The sequence below is a fragment of the Pseudomonas tructae genome (assembly GCF_004214895.1).
Lineage (GTDB): Bacteria > Pseudomonadota > Gammaproteobacteria > Pseudomonadales > Pseudomonadaceae > Aquipseudomonas > Aquipseudomonas tructae.
Genome location: NZ_CP035952.1, coordinates 2,862,136 through 2,877,936, shown reverse-complemented (window position 1 = coordinate 2,877,936; position 15,801 = coordinate 2,862,136). Strand labels below are relative to the sequence as shown.

Sequence of the window (15,801 nt, the reverse complement as noted above, 5' to 3'; positions counted from 1 at the left end):
GCCGCACAGTGCGCAAAGTTAACTGAGAAATATCCCAAACAGCGCGAGGAAAATACTTACAAGAAGTTTGATGTTGGGCTTTTCATGGGCAGCCGATCGCGGGGCAAGCCCGCTCCCACCGGTCTGGTGTAAGTGGGCTTGCCCCGCGATCGGCCATAAAGCTCAAAGAAGGGCATCAGCCCTCGAGGGAAAGGTCCAGCACCAGCCGGCCACCGCAGGGACACTCGTCCATGTAACGATGCGCCGCGACCACCTGTTCGAACGGGTAGGTCTTGATGATCAGCGGCGTCAGCAGCTTGTCGGCGGTGAACTGGTTGATATCGCGCAAGGCGCGCTGCAGGGCCACCTGGTCCTGGCTGATGCCCAGCTCCGGCTTGCCGGTGAAGTTACCGATGCAATGGACGAAGAACTGGATGTTCTTCTGGAACGCAGCGCACGCCGGGAACGGCGTCTGGTTGCCACCCTGCAGGCCATACAGCACCAGGCTGCCGCGCGGTGCCAGGGCATCGCCGAGCAGCGCCATTTGCGGGCCGCCAAGGCCATCGAGGACCATGTCGACACCGCGGTTGTCGGTGTACTTGTTGATCTGCATGAGCAGGTCCTGCTCTTCGGTGACGATCACCTTGTCGGCACCGAGCTTGATCAGGTAGTCGCGCTGATCCGCTTCTTTGGTCGCAGCGAACACCTTCAGGCCCAGGGCCTTGCCCAACTGCACGAAGGCGGGGCCGGCGCAATGGCTGGCGTCGGTGATCAGCGCGGTTTGCCCGGCCTTGGCCCGCGCCAGGTCGACGAAGGCAAAATAGGCGATCAGCAGCGGCGTGTAGTGCACGCTGGCCTCGACCGGCGAGAGAATCTCCGGATAACGGGTCAGGGCGTTGCGCGGCATGACGATGACTTCACCGTAGACCGGGTGCTCGTTGGCGCTGCTGGCCGGGAAGCTGGCAACCTTGTCGCCGATCGCCAGGTCCTCGACGCCCTCGCCCACAGCCGTGACCACGCCCGCCATCTCGTGTCCGATACCGGCCGGCAGGCGCGCCTGGGACGGTGCCAGGTTCTGCCGCCAGAGCACGTCGTACCAGCTGATGCCGATCGCTTCAACGCGAATCTGCACCTCGCCGGCAGCGGGCTGCGCCTGGGCCTGCTCTTCGATCTTGAGCACATCGGCCGGGCCGAACTTGTGGAAACGGATCATGCGGGACATCGCAAACCTCGCCAATTAAACCTCTAATGCCCTGAACTCTATCCGGGCTTTGATGGTTAGACCATCAGTGGCCATTAATAGTCAACATGCTTGTCATTGATTGAGGGTAATACCGCCTCCATCAAATTATGCGGTGCAGGGTAGCAGCCTTTACCCGTAAGATTCACCCCTGCCCCAACCGCATTGTGAAGCCGAGCCGATGAACCGTAACGACTTGCGTCGCGTCGACCTGAACCTGCTGATCGTCTTCGAGACCCTCATGCACGAACGCAGCGTGACCCGCGCGGCCGAGAAACTGTTCCTCGGCCAGCCGGCCATCAGCGCCGCCCTGTCGCGCCTGCGCAACCTGTTCGACGACCCCTTGTTCGTGCGCACCGGGCGCAGCATGGAGCCGTCGGCGCGGGCGGTGGAGATCTTCGCCCTGCTCTCGCCGGCACTGGACTCGATCTCCACCGCAGTGAGCCGCGCCGCCGACTTCGACCCGGCCACCAGCACCGCAGTGTTTCGCATCGGCCTGTCGGACGACGCCGAATTCGCCCTGCTGCCGCAACTGCTCAAACGCGTGCGCGCCGAAGCCCCGGGCATCGTGTTGGTGGTGCGCCGGGTCAACTACCTGCTGATGCCGGCGCTGCTGGCCTCGGGGGAGATCTCCGTGGGCGTGAGCTGGACCAACGACCTGCCGGCCAACGCCAAGCGCAAAGTACTGCGGCGCAGCAAACCCAAGGTGTTGCGCGCCGACAGCATGCCCGGCAGCCTGAGCCTGGACGACTTCTGCGCCCGCCCCCACGCCCTGGTGTCGTTTGCCGGCGACCTGGGCGGATTCATGGACGAGACCCTGGAAAAAGTCGGGCGCAAGCGCCACGTGGTCCTCGCCGTACCGCAGTTCAACGGCCTGGGCAGCCTGCTGACCGGCACCGACATCATCGCCACCGTCCCCGACTACACCGCCGAAGTCCTGACCGCCGCCGGCGGCCTGCGCGCCGAGGACCCACCGCTGGAAGTACAGACCTTCGAGCTGCACATGGCCTGGCGTGGGTCGCAGGATAATGATCCGGGGGAGCGCTGGTTGCGGTCGAGGATTCAGATGTTTTTCGGCAGCGATGAAAACATGTGAGCCAAAAGCTTGGGAGAGCCTGAGTGTAGCCCCGCGCTTTGAGTTACCAAATTTCTAACCACTGAACGAAAGTGGTTTGGGGGATCCGGATAGCCTATGAATGGATTCCACTGAGAGCAAAAAATAATATTAAATTCATGTAGTTATATTTTTATTGATCCATCACCGCCCGTCGTTTTCCACCTTTTTCCACCCTAGTGTACAGATCAACCACATAGGTAACAGAAAAGTACACTCACATAGGTAACACTTTGAGTCTCACGTAGCCATCAATTGCATCCCGCACATTGACTCGGCCTAGGATGATTGGGCCGAAAATCACATCCCAAATCCCATCCTCGATCTGCTCCAGTCCAATGGTCTGGTGTCTCAGAACATTGCCGACATAGATTCTCAGACCTCGACGATGGACGAGGCCAGAGCAGTCAGCGTGAAAGCTCTCAATATGGCTTGAGTAAGTCATCTCAGGAAGTTTCTCCGGAAAGGGACGAGGTGATGGCTCATAGCATGACGCGGGGGTTCTCTGATCCAATGCTTCGTGTAACCGCTCATGGTTGTAGTGCTGCAAGAAGCGATCAAAGTGTTGTTGTTGAGCGGCCCAGGCCAACGCCGGAGGCGATGGAAGCGTGCTTTTAAGCGTCCGATGCATGCGTTCATGCCGACCATTCTGCTCCGGTCTGCCGGGGGCGATTCGCTCAGGAATAATGCCTAGGCGCAGCCACCAGATGGACAATTGGGAAAGGCCTGCACAGCCCTTGCTGGCGAATGGGACACCATTGTCGGTTCTGATGCGCTCAGGCAGACCATTCTCTCGAAACACCCGGGTAAACTCCGCCTGGGTTTCCTCGAGGTTGGTGCTGGGCATGCTGTGGCACGCGAGCAAGAAACGACTGGCGTGATCCATGATCGTCAATGGATAGCACCATACGCCCGCCCCTGTCAGATATTGGCCTTTGTAATCGGCGCTGAATAGCTGGTTGGGCGTATCGGCTTGCTTCAGCGGTTTGGGATAAACCGCCACGCGCTGGCGAAGCCGCCGTGGTTTGACCAGCTCGGCTTGCTTGAGAATGTTGTAGATGGTCGTCTTCGACGGCGGGGCCTGGTCTGGAAAGCGCTTGAGCAATGCTGCCTGAATTTTCTTAGGACCAGGCTCTGTCTCGCCCCGACCACGCAGCTCTATGATCGCCTCGCGGACAGCAGGCGGCACCACCCAGCCCTGAGTCAATCGACGACGGCTATGCTCTTCCAGTCCAGCGGGCCCCTCTTTTTCATACCGCTCAACCCACTTGTAACCGGTCTTGCGACTGACTTCATAGGCTTGGCAGAGCGCACTGAAGCTGGGTGCGCCTTTGATGTAGTCCGCGATGAACAGCAATTTCAGGTCCATAGGTTTCAGCTCTCGCCATGGCATAGTCAGATCCTCACAAGCCGACCCTGCCAGTTAAAAACTGTTACCTATGTGCGTGAACTGATTTGTTACCTATGAGGGTGAGTCGTACCCTAGGTATCTTTTGGGGTACTTTTTACTTTCTGAAAACGATCCCCCAAGTCATGCCTATCGATCTTAAGCCTGCATTCCGGCGAAAACTCAGCGATGCGTTCCTCCCCGCTGTTCCCGATCTGGTAAATACACCGACGGCGAAGTTCCTGGTTTGTACCTACATGTCCAGGCCTCGCTTAAATCGACCAAGGCACCCCCAAGTACTGGCGGATGAAATACCGTTTGCACGGAAAGGAAAACGGGTACGCGATCGGACGTTACGCTAACATCGGATTGAAAGAGGCCCGCGAACTACACGTTGAATCCCGGAAAGACCGCACACGAATGATCAGCCTATTTGCCCGGCCCCATGGCCAGCCCATTGCATCGGATCCAAAATTGATCGGCTATATGTAACATACCGAACCTGCCACACGTTAGCCTGTAGACTCGCCTACATGCGGCTGTTGGGCGACGGACGCTGCACTGGCACTGCAAATTTTTCGAGTGGTGCCGACTGTAGCTGTTAAGCAAGCACAGTAGTCTGACGCCCGCCATTGATTGATAGAGGATGCATTAGGGACGATGTTGAACATCACTGCCGAGGACATAACCCAGCTTAATGATGAAGAACTGCGCAAGCTGGTAGGCGGCCTCTGTAAGGCGGAGTTAAAGGTGAAAGGCCTATCAACCAGTCATGTGCGATTCGGCGGTGACCAGAACGTCAGCGACGGTGGTCTGAACGTTGTCGTCAGACTGCCACCTGAGTACCAGATCGACGACTTCATTCCCCGTAACTGCACGGGGATTCAGGTCAAGAAGTCCACCATGCCCGCCGCAGCCATTCTTGAGGAAATGAAGCCAGCGCCGGAGCGCCAGTTGCGTCGCACGAAAATCATCAAAGGAGGCATGGAAAAACACGATGAGGCTTTTCGTCAGGATCCGCGGTTCAATGAGTTCCTAGCCTTCCTAGTGTGGGAGATCAGTGACAAGCTGCCTCAAGCCAGGGACTGGTGACGGGTGTAGGAATTTACCAATCATTAGCATAGCCGACAATCATCAGCGTCCGGTAAAGACGGCAACACGCGAAATCCGTTCAACCATTGTGCAAGGATGATTGACTTAGCCGGCCGAATGGCATCACGATCTTGCGTGGCGGCTTTCATGGATGGATGCCAGGCGCAGCGGGCGGTGTAGCCAAAGCTCTACGTCTAACTCTCGCATTAAGGCCATCCAGTCAGCTGGCGAAGTGAGGGGGCTGCGTTCACGGAACTCCTTCTAGTGCAATGTGAATGGCATACGAGCATGATTGAGGATTCCAAGATGGCTGAAAATGAGAAGTTATGTGCCCTTTGCTACGATGAGTTTGATCTACAAGACAGCCATCTGCTGCCAAAGCACTTTTATAAATACATAGATCGAATGAAGAAAAAGGGGACAAAAACTCAGTTCAAGACGGATGACAATCGCCTGAACAATCTCGGACGCCAAGTGACGCAGTATCTGCTTGGTAAAAACTGCGAAGGCCGTTTCTCCACATACGGAGAGGACTACTGCGCAAAGCTGATCGCACCCAGACCAAATGCAATGCCGATCATATATGATCATCTCAAGGGGCTTAAAGACTCAAGTCTCTATGCTAAAGATGTTCCAGGCCTAGAATCGCAGAAAATTTACTACCTTGCGCTCAGCATCATTTGGAGAGCATCGAAAGAGGGCTGGCCAAACTACAATTCTATATCCTTGCCAGAAGAAGACTCTCTTGCCATCAAGGACTATTTACTATCGGACGGCGCACCTAACTTCCCAGCAGGCTACTATTTGGAGGTTAGCGTTTCACCATCGACTAATATTTGGACAACAACTTTTCCCACACGCCTGAAAGACGGCACACTTTTCTTCAACTATAACCACCTCGAATTTCATATCAAAAAGGATCAGTTCCTGTTCGACCTGTATTCGCATCCCAACCAAGGTGCCGTACCAATCATTTATAAGCTGAACAGAAAGCGATCCAACAATTTGATGGCAGGCCAGATGAGGGCGTATAAAAACGCCACAGCATCCAAAAAGGTAGTCAGACTGGGTCAAAATTCGGAAAGTACCGAAGATTAAGAACCACAAAGCAGTGAGCGAGCACGTTGTGCTCACTCACTCAATCAACTGCTGAGCCCATACTGCTAAGGTGACCACGCAAAAAACCTCTCATCAAGTACTCGCGGAAAAATACTGCCAATTTCCAGATCATGTAGATGAATCTGATTAGCACAACAATTCCAAAAGCTCCGCCCGCCAACAAAGCGATGAAGCTTAATGGTATGAACAAGAGGTCCAATAACCCGCTGGCCAGCGCATTTTTTAATCCAGGTGGCGAAGCCGTCCTGCTCGTACATCTTCTAGCCCTCCGTGCTTTGACAGCAAACAAGATCTGCCCCATGCGGCCTGTGCAATTGAGGCGTGCAATTCCACGGAAGCGGGTTTTCACATAACCGAACTGGCGTTTGATCACACGAAATGGATGTTCGACCTTCGCTCGCGCCTGCGCTTTGACCTTCTCGATCTTGCGTCTGGCTTTGTAGAGCACGCTGCGTTTGCTCAAGTGTTTGTAGGTGCTACGCGTAAGTAACGCACATTGTAGCCAACCCTACGGGCCTAGTGGGCAAGTGCGCAGTCGAGCGAGGTTTCCCCCACTCCGATCTGGCCGCCGATTATCGATTCAACCCATCGCGCAGCCTCTGGCCCCTGTTCAGTTACAGGATCAGGGCCTTGGCCCGCTCGCGAGCGCTGCGGTAGTCGATGTCTTCTAGGCAGCCGCTGTGGTGCAGGCGATCGGCTTTGAGGCGGGTCACCAAACACCCTCTGGTCATTGTTGTCCTGTAGACGCGGCCCGCAAACTGACAAACATCTGGGCAATATCCTGACCATCACATCGTCGCGATGACAGTCTGCATTTATCGCCGTAACGGAGAAAAGCAAGGCGCGCTAACCTGCAAATCCGCCAACACTTTCTCATACTCCAAATCTCTCTCAGCCTCTCGTGCAGGGATCACCTCGCCATCTAACTGAGCACGCAGGTCATCCCACCGCTCCAATAAAACCTGCCAGTTATGTTCATCGTAGTTCCCTCGGAAGATCACCGGATGCACATCAATGCGTGGTAGCTCCGCCGCTGGAGTACCCCGCTCCAACGCTTCGTCCAGTTGGCGACTCCAGTGACTGCCCACCCGATCGACCCGGCCGATGTGCTGCTCGACCACGCCGGGGTTCCAATCCGGGTGCATGAGAATCACGGTGTGGCAGGCCAGGTGCAGGTTGAGACCTTCGCGATCGACGGCCGACTGGGCCAACAGCACCCGGGGGAAGCTGTCGGGGCGATTGAAGGCCATCTGCAACAGGCGGCGGGTGGACTGCTCCGTGCCGCCATACATCAAGCGGCGAAACCACCCTTCTGGTGGGCATATTCATCCTGCAGGCGGGCCAGAAGCGGCTCCCATTGCAAGGCCACTTCGTCCTGGGTGATGTCGCTGTCGTCCGCATACCGGTCGCTGGCGGCCTCCAGTAAATGGCGGAAGGCCGCGCAGACATGCTCGGGGGTCGGTGATCCGGCCTGATCGCCAGTCAGGCCGAGGATCGCCCGGGTGAACAGCGCCACGGGATGCTTCTCGGCTGCATCAGCCAAGTCCTTGTTGAGTTCGGCGCCCCTGAGGCATCCAAACATGGCCCGGGGCAGTTGCTCGTTTTGGCCCAGCCCCGCATCCAGCCACTTCAGCAGAGGCCGGCGCAGTTGAATTAGCAAGATGGCGCTTAGCTATCCCACATTGGTAAGATTATTACGAACTGCATTTATCTGTATATAAATACAGTATCGTGAATTCTACCGGCCAGGATGGCGAAATTAGCTCCTCGCTGGTCTATCTTGTTTATCCAAGATTGGATTGGAGTAGCTGTGAACGCGAAGCTAGATTTTGACGCAACGAAGCTCTACGAAGCCCTGAAGTACCAAATCCACGTAGCAATTGACTACTGCCACACGCTGGATAAAGACGATGTTCTCTGGATCGAGGTATTCGGCGACGTCACCATCGAAGGCCGAGATCAGATCGAAGTAAAGGAATACAGCGATAGCCTGACCGACAGCCATGAGAACTTCTGGAATACCCTCAATAACTGGCTAAAGCCAGAATTCGACCATTCGCAGTATGCCAACCTTATTCTGCTGACCACCCAGGCTTACGGGGAGCGAACGGCTATCAAGGGCTGGCCTCAATGGAGCGGTGATCAGCGTCTGGCCGCATTGGAAGCCATCCTCAAGGACGCTGAGACTCGCTTCGATAAAAAGCCCCCCGGTGAAGACAGCGAACAAGGTGAGGCTGGAGGAAAGCCGTCTGCCCCCTCAAAAGCGTTGACGCTGCAGCGCAAGGTCATGGCAAAAGAGATGCGCCGGTCGTTGATCGATGCGCTCCCCAAAGTCAAGATCATTACCGAACAGCCAGACTTAGCCGGCTTGATTTCCAGGTACAAAAAAGCCTATCTGAAAAGCATCCATGAGCATCGCACGGACGACTTCCTGAACGATCTCTTCGGGTTCATGACGAGTGCAGTCAAAGTTACTGAAGGCTGGCGATTCACCACGGCGGAGTTCAACAGAAAATTCACTGAGCTAACCGCCCGCTACATGATCGGCTCGGTGAGGTTCCCCCGGGTCAACACTGAATTGATAGAGCGAGAAGCGGCGATACTCGATGTGCGTGAGCGTCCCTATGCCCAGAAGCTGGATGAGATCGGCGGAGAGGAGGATGTAATTCTTGAAGCGACTGCCGATTTGCTGCATGCCCAGGAATACATAGCCGAACTCATAAAAGACTGCACCACCTCCCAAGAAGACGTGGATGGTTACAGCAAGAATCACATGCGCACCCACAGTGCCCACAGATCTGAAGTCATGAGCGACTGCGACCAAAGCTCGCCCCGCACCAAGCTTCAGCAGGCATCCTTGAAGTTTTATCATTCCAGGTGTCGTTTGGACGTTGTGAAATTTCGCAACTTTGAAGACACGCCCGTTGAGTTTCGCAACGGAATCTATCACATGCTCGCGGACGCGGTGCATGCCAGCCCAGCGAAGGAGTTCCACTGGAGGCTCTGGAAATGAGCGCAAAACCAATCGAGCATCTTTTCACGCTCCAGCGCTCTCCGATCGCATTGGCGCCGGTCATCCACAATTTCTTTGCCCATTCCAAGTCTCGGAAACGCGACTTGCTGTTGAGCTATCTGGTTCTGCCCATGGTGCTGTACCCGGCCATGCAGGAATACCTGCTAACCGTGAGGAAGACCAGCAACCTACGCACGCTATGCAAAGAACAGAAACGGCTGGTCGGGCTCACCTACAACACTCAGCAATTCAAATCACTGACAAACGCCGCCCTGCTTGTGCTTCAGACAGAAAAGAGCATCGAGCTCACCGACGATCTGATGGTGAGGTCCATCAAGGACGTTAAGGCTAGCAATGCCAACCCCAAACAGCTCGAAGCCGCCCGCCGGCTGTCCATGGTCTGCGCAGAAGCAGACGTGGTTTCCATCTACAGGACGTTAGGATTCAAGTCTCTATGAAATGCTTTTTGCGGTACATCGGCGTAGTCGACACTCAAGACAAAATTCACCAGGTGCGACTGGAGCCTGGACTCAACGTCATCACGGGCAAGTCGTCCACTGGCAAAAGCGCGATCCTGGAGATCTTCGACTACTGCCTCGGCAGCACCGAGGACACCATTCCAGTGGGGACGATCACCCAACGTGCAGAGACATTCTTCATCGCTCTGCAATTCCCAAGCTATTTCGTCGTGGCCGCCCGTAAGAAAAAATCCGATCGCTGCTTTTTGCTTGAAGTGCAAGGCTCAGACCCTGAGCGGTTGCTTGAGCTCATAGAGCAACCCAAGGCGTTCTTCGATCCCAAGCACTACATGCCACTGGCAGACTTCAAGAAAAGCCTCGGACGGTACTTTGCGATCACCCTGGAGAATGTCGACGAAGACCCCTACCTGAAAGCCGCCGGCCGTAATAAGTCTGCCACCCCGTCAGTACGCAGCTTTTCTTCTTTTATGCTCCAGCATCAGAACCTGGTGGCCAACAAGCACGCGATTTTCTACCGTTTCGACGAGAAGGAAAAACGTGACCAGGCAATCAACCACTTCAAGATCCTGATGGGACTTGTGGATGAGGCCTATTTTGACCTGTACCGGGATCATGAGGTTGCCAAGTACGAGCTCAAGAAAGTCCAAGCGCAGATTCCCAAGCAAGAACAGCGTAAAGAGAAAGTAATCACTCGTTACAACCGTCATCTGGTCGAGTTCAAGACCCTGGCAGGTCTTCCGTTGACCGACGCAACGGCGGAATATATCTACAGCAATCCGGTGCCCATGCTAAAGGCAATCTCTGAGCAGGCCGTAAAAATCGACGTGCTTTCCGATGAGGTCGAGAAGCGCCGAGCTGAGCTTCACAGTCAACGAATCGCTCAGCTCATCGAGAAGCGCAAGCTGCAAGGGCAGATGAGATTGGTCGGTGAGTCTCTGACCTCCGCGACTCAATTCAGCTTGAGCATGACGGCCGACACCTTGCCCGACTCCATTGAGTTATCGGAAGCACACTGCCCCTTGTGCGAGGCCGCCACCAGCACGCCTGCCATGGAGGCCAACAAGCTAATAGACGCGATCGACTGGCTGAATGATGAGCTCAAGTTGTCCGCCTATGCGCGGGAAAGCTTCGCCGCAGAACGCAGGAACATTCAAGAAGATCTCGATAAAGTAAACGCAGAGCTACGTCGCATCCAGGCGGATATCCAGCCTCTCGACGAAGAAATTGCCAAGCTCAAGACGTCCAAGTCGATCGACGAGCAGGCAATCAAGGCCAAACTACGACTTGAGATCGCCATTCAAGAGCAATTGGACAAACCTGAATCAGAGCTGCTCACCCAAGAGAAAAACCTGCGCGCAGAAGTCGATCGTCTTGCCGCCCTCCTGGCGAAATACGACATCAAAGACAGGCTCAAAGCCTTGAGCACCGAAATCGACGCCAAGATGTGTGAAATTGGCAACCAGTTCGATTTCGAAGAAACCTACAAGCCCTCGAAGCTGCGTTTTGACATCGAAACATTCGACCTTTGGTACCAGCAGACCCCGAACACTCGGGTCTACCTGCGCTCGATGGGCAGTGGGGCGAACTGGCTGTACTCCCACCTTGCCTTGTTCATGTCGCTGCATTACCAGTTCGCCGCGCATTCGAACAAAGGGTGCAAGATCCCCCCAATCCTGTTCCTTGATCAGCCTACCCAAGTGTACTTCCCTGCGTCACTGGATGATGCGGAAGACTTTGATGCAAAGGAGCTTGCGAAACAGGCCAAACGTGAAAACGTGGTCGACGCCGACATGAGTGCCGTGACCAACATGTTCACTCAACTGGCGAAGTTCTGCGATGAGACCGGCAAGAAAACCAAGGTAGTCCCGCAAATCATCGTCTCTGATCACGCAGACCGACTTACCTTGGGCGAAGGCTATAAATTCCCGGACTATGTACGGGCCACGTGGAGGACACGAGGCTTCATCGCCGACGAGTAATAGCGACAAGAAGATGGCCGCCGCATGCGCGGGTTACCCTAGCAGGACGGGGTGTTGCGGCGCGTTTGGGGGATCAGCGCTGCAGCATAAACTCCTTTTCCATAGGCTGTTCTGCGTAATGGAAGCTGTACAGACGCCCATCCGTAATCAGCGAGTTCAGCAGAGAGACCGCAGGATTGTTTCACAAACAAGGTCGCTAACCGCTACAGCAAAATTACGCTCAAATCGTATTGAAAGTTCTGCCCAATGGAACCGGGACGTCATGTCTTGGGAAGGATTGATGAAGAAGGAAATAATCGATGCGAAGGAATGATGCTGAGAAACTCTTAAAAGTCGCCGTCGACAACGAGGCTGCTGTATTCAGGGACGGCCAATGGGAGGCGATTGATGCCTTGATTAACCACCGCCAAAAGCTGCTGGTCGTTCAGCGCACCGGCTGGGGCAAAAGCTCTGTGTACTTCATCAGTACTCGAATACTGCGCGATCGCGGGCAAGGCCCGACGATCATTATCTCCCCTTTGCTAGCTTTGATGCGCAACCAGATCGAGGCGGCTCGCCGAATCGGTGTAAATGCCGTCACCATCAATTCCACCAACACTCAGCAATGGGAACAGGCCCGCCAGGACGTACTCGCCAACCGGGTGGACTGCTTGCTGATCTCGCCGGAGCGACTGGCAAACGACGATTTTATGGAAGATATTCTGCAGCCCATCGCAGATCGTATCGGCTTGATGGTCATTGACGAAGCACACTGTATTTCCGACTGGGGACATGATTTCCGGCCCGATTACCGACGCATAGTCAACATTCTGCGTTTCCTACCTGCCAACACGCCACTTTTGGGCACGACTGCGACGGCAAACACGCGGGTGGTGAACGATATCCGCGCCCAGTTTGGTGACATCCACATCGTCCGAGGCCCCCTGACACGTGAAAGCTTGTCGCTGCAAAACTTGACCATGCCGGATCAAGCTAGCCGTCTGGCCTGGCTCGCCCAGACCATCCCAACCTTACCAGGGACGGGCATCGTTTATGCGCTCACCCAGCGCGATAGTGAGCAAGTCGCGCGCTGGCTTCGTGCTAATGGAATCAATGCCGCGCCCTATCACAGCGACGTAGCCAACTCCGACTTTGCCAATAGCGATCAATATCGCCAATACCTGGAAGACCAACTGCTTGCCAACAATCTCAAGGTACTCGTGGCGACCACTGCGCTGGGTATGGGATATGACAAACCCGATCTGGGCTTCGTCATTCACTACCAAGCGCCGAGTTCAATTGTCGCGTACTACCAACAGGTCGGCCGAGCAGGACGGGCGATCGATCATTCTCTAGGCTTGCTGATGTCCGGGGAAGAAGACGAACAGATTCATGATTTTTTCAGACGCGCAGCTTTCCCGCCGCCTAGGCAAGTCAACCATTTACTCCGTGTCTTGGCTCAGTCCAATGGGCTGACGATTCGTGAGCTGGAGGAGCACAGCAATCTTTCCCACGGGCAGATAGAAAAAATCCTCAAGCTTCTGAGCGTCGAAAGCCCGGCGCCGCTCATCAAACACGAAAGCAAGTGGCTGCGTACCCCAGTTCACTACGAATTGGATGAGAACCGTATCAACAGGCTGACCGGGCTGCGGGAGCATGAATGGCAACAGGTTCAGGCATACTTGAGTGAACCTGGCTGTCTGATGGCGTTCCTACGACACGCATTGGATGACCCTGAAGATAGTGCTTGCGGGAAGTGTGAGCGCTGCCTGGGCAGGGAGCTAGTATCAAGTCAGGTAGACAGCCGACTGGTGCATCAAGCGGCAACCTTCATTCGCCATGCCGAGTTTCCGATCAAGCCAAAAAAACAGATCGCCAAGGGAGGCTTTGAGCACTACGGCTTCCCGACCAACTTACCTGCCAACCTTCAGGCAACGGAAGGTCGAGTACTATCCCAATGGCGTGATGGAGGGTGGGGAGAGTTGGCGGCTAACGGTAAGGAACGTGGCTACTTTGACGATGCTCTGGTTACCGCCATGGCTGAGATGATCCAGTCTCGCTGGCAGCCCAACCCCAAGCCTACCTGGTTGTGCTGCGTGCCGTCTTTGGGGCATCCAACGTTGGTACCTGACTTTGCTCAGCGCTTGGCGAATACGCTAGGAATTCCCTTCGTCAACTGTGTGACCAAGGTGAAAGAAAACGAGCCACAAAAGTGGCAGAACAATCGCTTCCATCAGTGCCGTAACCTAGATGGTGTGTTCGCGGTAAATGCGAGCATTCCCGCTGGCCCAGTGCTGCTGGTTGATGACATGATCGACTCAGGCTGGACGATGACCGTCATTGCTGCACTGCTCAAGCAAGCGGGCAGCGACCTAGTCTATCCGCTGGCAATCTCATCTACGGCAAGCAACGCATGATAAATACCAATACTCAGTCGATCCTCCTGTTGACGTCTCACTTCTCAAAATCTGTCGGTGGCGCCAAACCGCTCTCCCCAACGGAATGGGGACGATTTGCTCAATGGCTCAACGCTCATGGGAAGACGCCTGCAGAGCTGGTGACGGCTGATCCACACGTGGTGCTTGAGGGGTGGCAGGATGACAAAATACCGCTGAACCGCGTTGAGCAGTTGCTTGAGCGCGGCCATGCACTGGCATTAGCGCTGGAGAAGTGGAACCGGGCTGGATTGTGGGTGCTGACTCGATCTGACGCCGACTATCCGAAGGCGCTCAAGCACCATCTACGTAACACCGCGCCGCCAGTACTCTTCGGCTGTGGAAATCCGCGACTGCTCAATAAACGCGGTATCAGTGTCGTCGGAGCGCGCAAGGCGGATGATGCCGACCTTGCCTATGCCTCCTCTCTTGGTAAGAGGATAGCGATGGCCGGAATGACCGTCGTCTCAGGTGGCGCGCGGGGCGTCGATGAGGCTGCGATGCAGGGCGGATTGAAACAGGAAGGAACCGTCATCGGCATTATGGCGGATAGCCTGTTATCGGCAGCGCTATCCAGCAAATGGCGCGATGGGCTGATGAACAACAACCTAGTGCTGGTTTCACCATTTTTCCCCGAGGCAGGATTCAACGCCGGCAACGCCATGGCCCGGAACAAATACATTTACTGTATGAGCCAGGCCGCAGTGGTGGTTCGCTCCGAAACCAAAGGCGGAACTTGGAACGGTGCTATCGAAAACCTGAAAAAAGCTTGGGTACCCTTGTGGGTAAAGCAGGATGCAAATCCGGAATCTGGAAATTTCGCGTTGGTGTCGCAAGGCGCGCAATGGCTGGAGTCTTCAGCGGCGCATGTCGATGTCCACAGGCTGAATGCTCAAGCTAAGTCCGAGCCTGAACAAGACCTCGTGTCCGGGTCAGCACCTGCCGACCATAGCGTTTTGATCACGAAGGAAGAGCCCGCCAAAATGGCTCCCGTTGAGGACGACACGGTACAGCATCCCCCCACCAGAGAGGATCTGATCAATGAAGATTCGAGCTTGGCCTCAACTCAGGCTACCGACGTTGGTGAGCTGAGTTTTTATCAATTCTTTCTGCGAAAAATGGCATGTCTGGACGGCCCTGAAACCGCCGATGAGCTGAGCGAGCGCTGGAGCATTTCCAAGAAACAGATCAGCGAATGGCTCAAACAATCAGTCGATGAGGGTCGAGTTCAAAAGCTGACTAACCCGGTGCGCTTCCAGTCGCTGGCACGTGGGAAATCTGAGGACATCCCCGCAGCAAACGCGAGCCAAGTGACCGGTGGACAGATGGGATTCAAACTGGATTGATCGTCCACTCTACGCGCCACTGAGACAACTGCCACACGCTGTCGGATCGACTCCCTGCATCCTGAGACCGCCTCAGGGGCTTTTTCTGTATGAGGGCATAGGCGTGCTGATCGAGTTTGAACTGGTATGGCGCAGAGGCGCTCATGCATCATTGCGCTGACCACCAGCCAGACACGGGTGACCTCAAAGAAAACGCGCGTCTGGCAGAAGCCCTGGCATCAGCGATCAACGACGCCATGAGCCCCGAGCCTGCTTGCGGGGAATCGACAACCACGATTGACCCTCAGTTGTTGAGAGAGGCAATCGCTTTGTTTGGGACAAAGCGATTTCATTCGGGTACCGCTCTTCTATCACCAATGACGTGCACTGAACACCGTCGACCGCCACCCGGGTCCGTGGCAGAAATCGCCATTCGGGATCGCGCATCCTGCTGGGGGTATCAGAGGGCAATTTTGCGGGTATATTTCCGTTTTTTAGAGCCTGAAATCCCGCCCCAGAGCCCTGTCCAAATGTTCTTCGGAGATCCGGACAGTCTCTAACGTGGCGTAACGGCGATTACTTGGTTACTCACGCTGCAACAAGATGGCTCATCCCCCAGCGCCCACAAACGCTGGAGGCAACCAGAGCGACCATTTTTCA

Annotated in this window: 12 protein-coding genes and 3 pseudogenes; 9 read left to right on the top strand and 6 right to left on the bottom strand. The window is 55.3% G+C overall.

The features are described 5' to 3' along the window. Window positions 1–175: 175 nt before the first annotated feature. Window positions 176–1,201: a zinc-dependent alcohol dehydrogenase family protein gene (locus tag EXN22_RS13235; RefSeq protein WP_130264476.1), complete on the bottom strand. Its 1,026-nt coding sequence runs from the start codon at window positions 1,199–1,201 to the stop codon at window positions 176–178. A gap of 199 nt (window positions 1,202–1,400) precedes the next feature. Between EXN22_RS13235 and EXN22_RS13230 the strand changes: the two genes are divergently transcribed. Beyond that, on the top strand, window positions 1,401–2,315 hold the full coding sequence (locus tag EXN22_RS13230) for a LysR family transcriptional regulator (protein ID WP_130264475.1): 915 nt from the start codon (window positions 1,401–1,403) through the stop codon (window positions 2,313–2,315). Window positions 2,316–2,550: 235 nt separating this feature from the next. On the opposite strand, the gene EXN22_RS13225 is transcribed toward EXN22_RS13230, so the two are convergent. After that, window positions 2,551–3,726: an integrase core domain-containing protein gene (locus EXN22_RS13225; protein ID WP_130264474.1), complete on the bottom strand. Its 1,176-nt coding sequence runs from the start codon at window positions 3,724–3,726 to the stop codon at window positions 2,551–2,553. Window positions 3,727–3,866: 140 nt separating this feature from the next. Here EXN22_RS13225 and EXN22_RS26795 point away from each other — a divergent pair. The 3 genes and pseudogenes from EXN22_RS26795 to EXN22_RS13210 form a co-directional block, all read left to right on the top strand. Continuing rightward, window positions 3,867–4,110: pseudogene (locus EXN22_RS26795) on the top strand (Arm DNA-binding domain-containing protein); the annotation flags it as partial. Window positions 4,111–4,380: 270 nt separating this feature from the next. Then, on the top strand, window positions 4,381–4,812 hold the full coding sequence (locus EXN22_RS13215) for a hypothetical protein (protein WP_130264473.1): 432 nt from the start codon (window positions 4,381–4,383) through the stop codon (window positions 4,810–4,812). Window positions 4,813–5,118: 306 nt separating this feature from the next. Then, window positions 5,119–5,910 carry a hypothetical protein gene (locus EXN22_RS13210; RefSeq protein ID WP_130264472.1) on the top strand — a complete coding sequence of 264 codons (792 nt, stop codon included), beginning with the start codon at window positions 5,119–5,121 and terminating at the stop codon, window positions 5,908–5,910. Between the two features lie 340 nt (window positions 5,911–6,250). On the opposite strand, the pseudogene EXN22_RS13205 reads toward EXN22_RS13210, so the two are convergent. From EXN22_RS13205 to EXN22_RS13190, 4 genes and pseudogenes are all read right to left on the bottom strand, one after another. Then, window positions 6,251–6,412, bottom strand: a pseudogene (locus tag EXN22_RS13205) (transposase); the annotation flags it as partial. 38 nt (window positions 6,413–6,450) lie between these two features. Further along, window positions 6,451–6,647 (bottom strand): annotated as a pseudogene (locus EXN22_RS13200) (AAA family ATPase); the annotation flags it as partial. 99 nt (window positions 6,648–6,746) lie between these two features. Further along, window positions 6,747–7,223: a C-terminal helicase domain-containing protein gene (locus tag EXN22_RS13195; protein ID WP_130264471.1), complete on the bottom strand. Its 477-nt coding sequence runs from the start codon at window positions 7,221–7,223 to the stop codon at window positions 6,747–6,749. Further along, entirely contained in the window at window positions 7,223–7,591 is a 369-nt protein-coding gene (locus tag EXN22_RS13190; RefSeq protein WP_130264470.1) for a hypothetical protein, read from the bottom strand. The genes EXN22_RS13195 and EXN22_RS13190 overlap by 1 nt, the downstream gene beginning before the upstream one ends. 150 nt (window positions 7,592–7,741) lie before the next feature. Here EXN22_RS13190 and EXN22_RS13185 point away from each other — a divergent pair, with 150 nt between their 5' ends. The 5 genes from EXN22_RS13185 (at window position 7,742) to EXN22_RS13165 (ending at window position 15,162) form a co-directional block, all read left to right on the top strand. Continuing rightward, the gene (locus tag EXN22_RS13185; protein ID WP_130264469.1) at window positions 7,742–8,944 is read left to right on the top strand and encodes a hypothetical protein; all 1,203 of its coding nucleotides are present in this window, start codon (window positions 7,742–7,744) and stop codon (window positions 8,942–8,944) included. Then, window positions 8,941–9,402, top strand: a complete 462-nt coding sequence (locus tag EXN22_RS13180) for a three component ABC system middle component (protein ID WP_130264468.1) — start codon at window positions 8,941–8,943, stop codon at window positions 9,400–9,402. The genes EXN22_RS13185 and EXN22_RS13180 overlap by 4 nt, the downstream gene beginning before the upstream one ends. Beyond that, on the top strand, window positions 9,399–11,402 hold the full coding sequence (locus tag EXN22_RS13175; RefSeq protein WP_130264467.1) for a DUF3732 domain-containing protein: 2,004 nt from the start codon (window positions 9,399–9,401) through the stop codon (window positions 11,400–11,402). The genes EXN22_RS13180 and EXN22_RS13175 overlap by 4 nt, the downstream gene beginning before the upstream one ends. 299 nt (window positions 11,403–11,701) lie before the next feature. Further along, window positions 11,702–13,798, top strand: a complete 2,097-nt coding sequence (locus EXN22_RS13170) for a RecQ family ATP-dependent DNA helicase (RefSeq protein WP_130264466.1) — start codon at window positions 11,702–11,704, stop codon at window positions 13,796–13,798. After that, entirely contained in the window at window positions 13,795–15,162 is a 1,368-nt protein-coding gene (locus EXN22_RS13165) for a DNA-processing protein DprA (protein ID WP_130264465.1), read from the top strand. The genes EXN22_RS13170 and EXN22_RS13165 overlap by 4 nt, the downstream gene beginning before the upstream one ends. Window positions 15,163–15,801 lie beyond the last annotated feature (639 nt).

Excerpts from the sequence above, each read along its gene's own strand:
- EXN22_RS13235 (WP_130264476.1), bottom strand. The coding sequence starts at position 1,201 with ATGTCCCGCATGATCCGTTTCCACAAGTTCGGCCCGGCCGATGTGCTC.
- EXN22_RS13215 (WP_130264473.1), top strand. The coding sequence starts at position 4,381 with ATGTTGAACATCACTGCCGAGGACATAACCCAGCTTAATGATGAAGAA.
- EXN22_RS13225 (WP_130264474.1), bottom strand. The coding sequence starts at position 3,726 with ATGCCATGGCGAGAGCTGAAACCTATGGACCTGAAATTGCTGTTCATC.
- EXN22_RS13195 (WP_130264471.1), bottom strand. The coding sequence starts at position 7,223 with ATGTATGGCGGCACGGAGCAGTCCACCCGCCGCCTGTTGCAGATGGCC.
- EXN22_RS13165 (WP_130264465.1), top strand. The coding sequence starts at position 13,795 with ATGATAAATACCAATACTCAGTCGATCCTCCTGTTGACGTCTCACTTC.
- EXN22_RS13210 (WP_130264472.1), top strand. The coding sequence starts at position 5,119 with ATGGCTGAAAATGAGAAGTTATGTGCCCTTTGCTACGATGAGTTTGAT.
- EXN22_RS13180 (WP_130264468.1), top strand. The coding sequence starts at position 8,941 with ATGAGCGCAAAACCAATCGAGCATCTTTTCACGCTCCAGCGCTCTCCG.
- EXN22_RS13175 (WP_130264467.1), top strand. The coding sequence starts at position 9,399 with ATGAAATGCTTTTTGCGGTACATCGGCGTAGTCGACACTCAAGACAAA.
- EXN22_RS13230 (WP_130264475.1), top strand. The coding sequence starts at position 1,401 with ATGAACCGTAACGACTTGCGTCGCGTCGACCTGAACCTGCTGATCGTC.
- EXN22_RS13170 (WP_130264466.1), top strand. The coding sequence starts at position 11,702 with ATGCGAAGGAATGATGCTGAGAAACTCTTAAAAGTCGCCGTCGACAAC.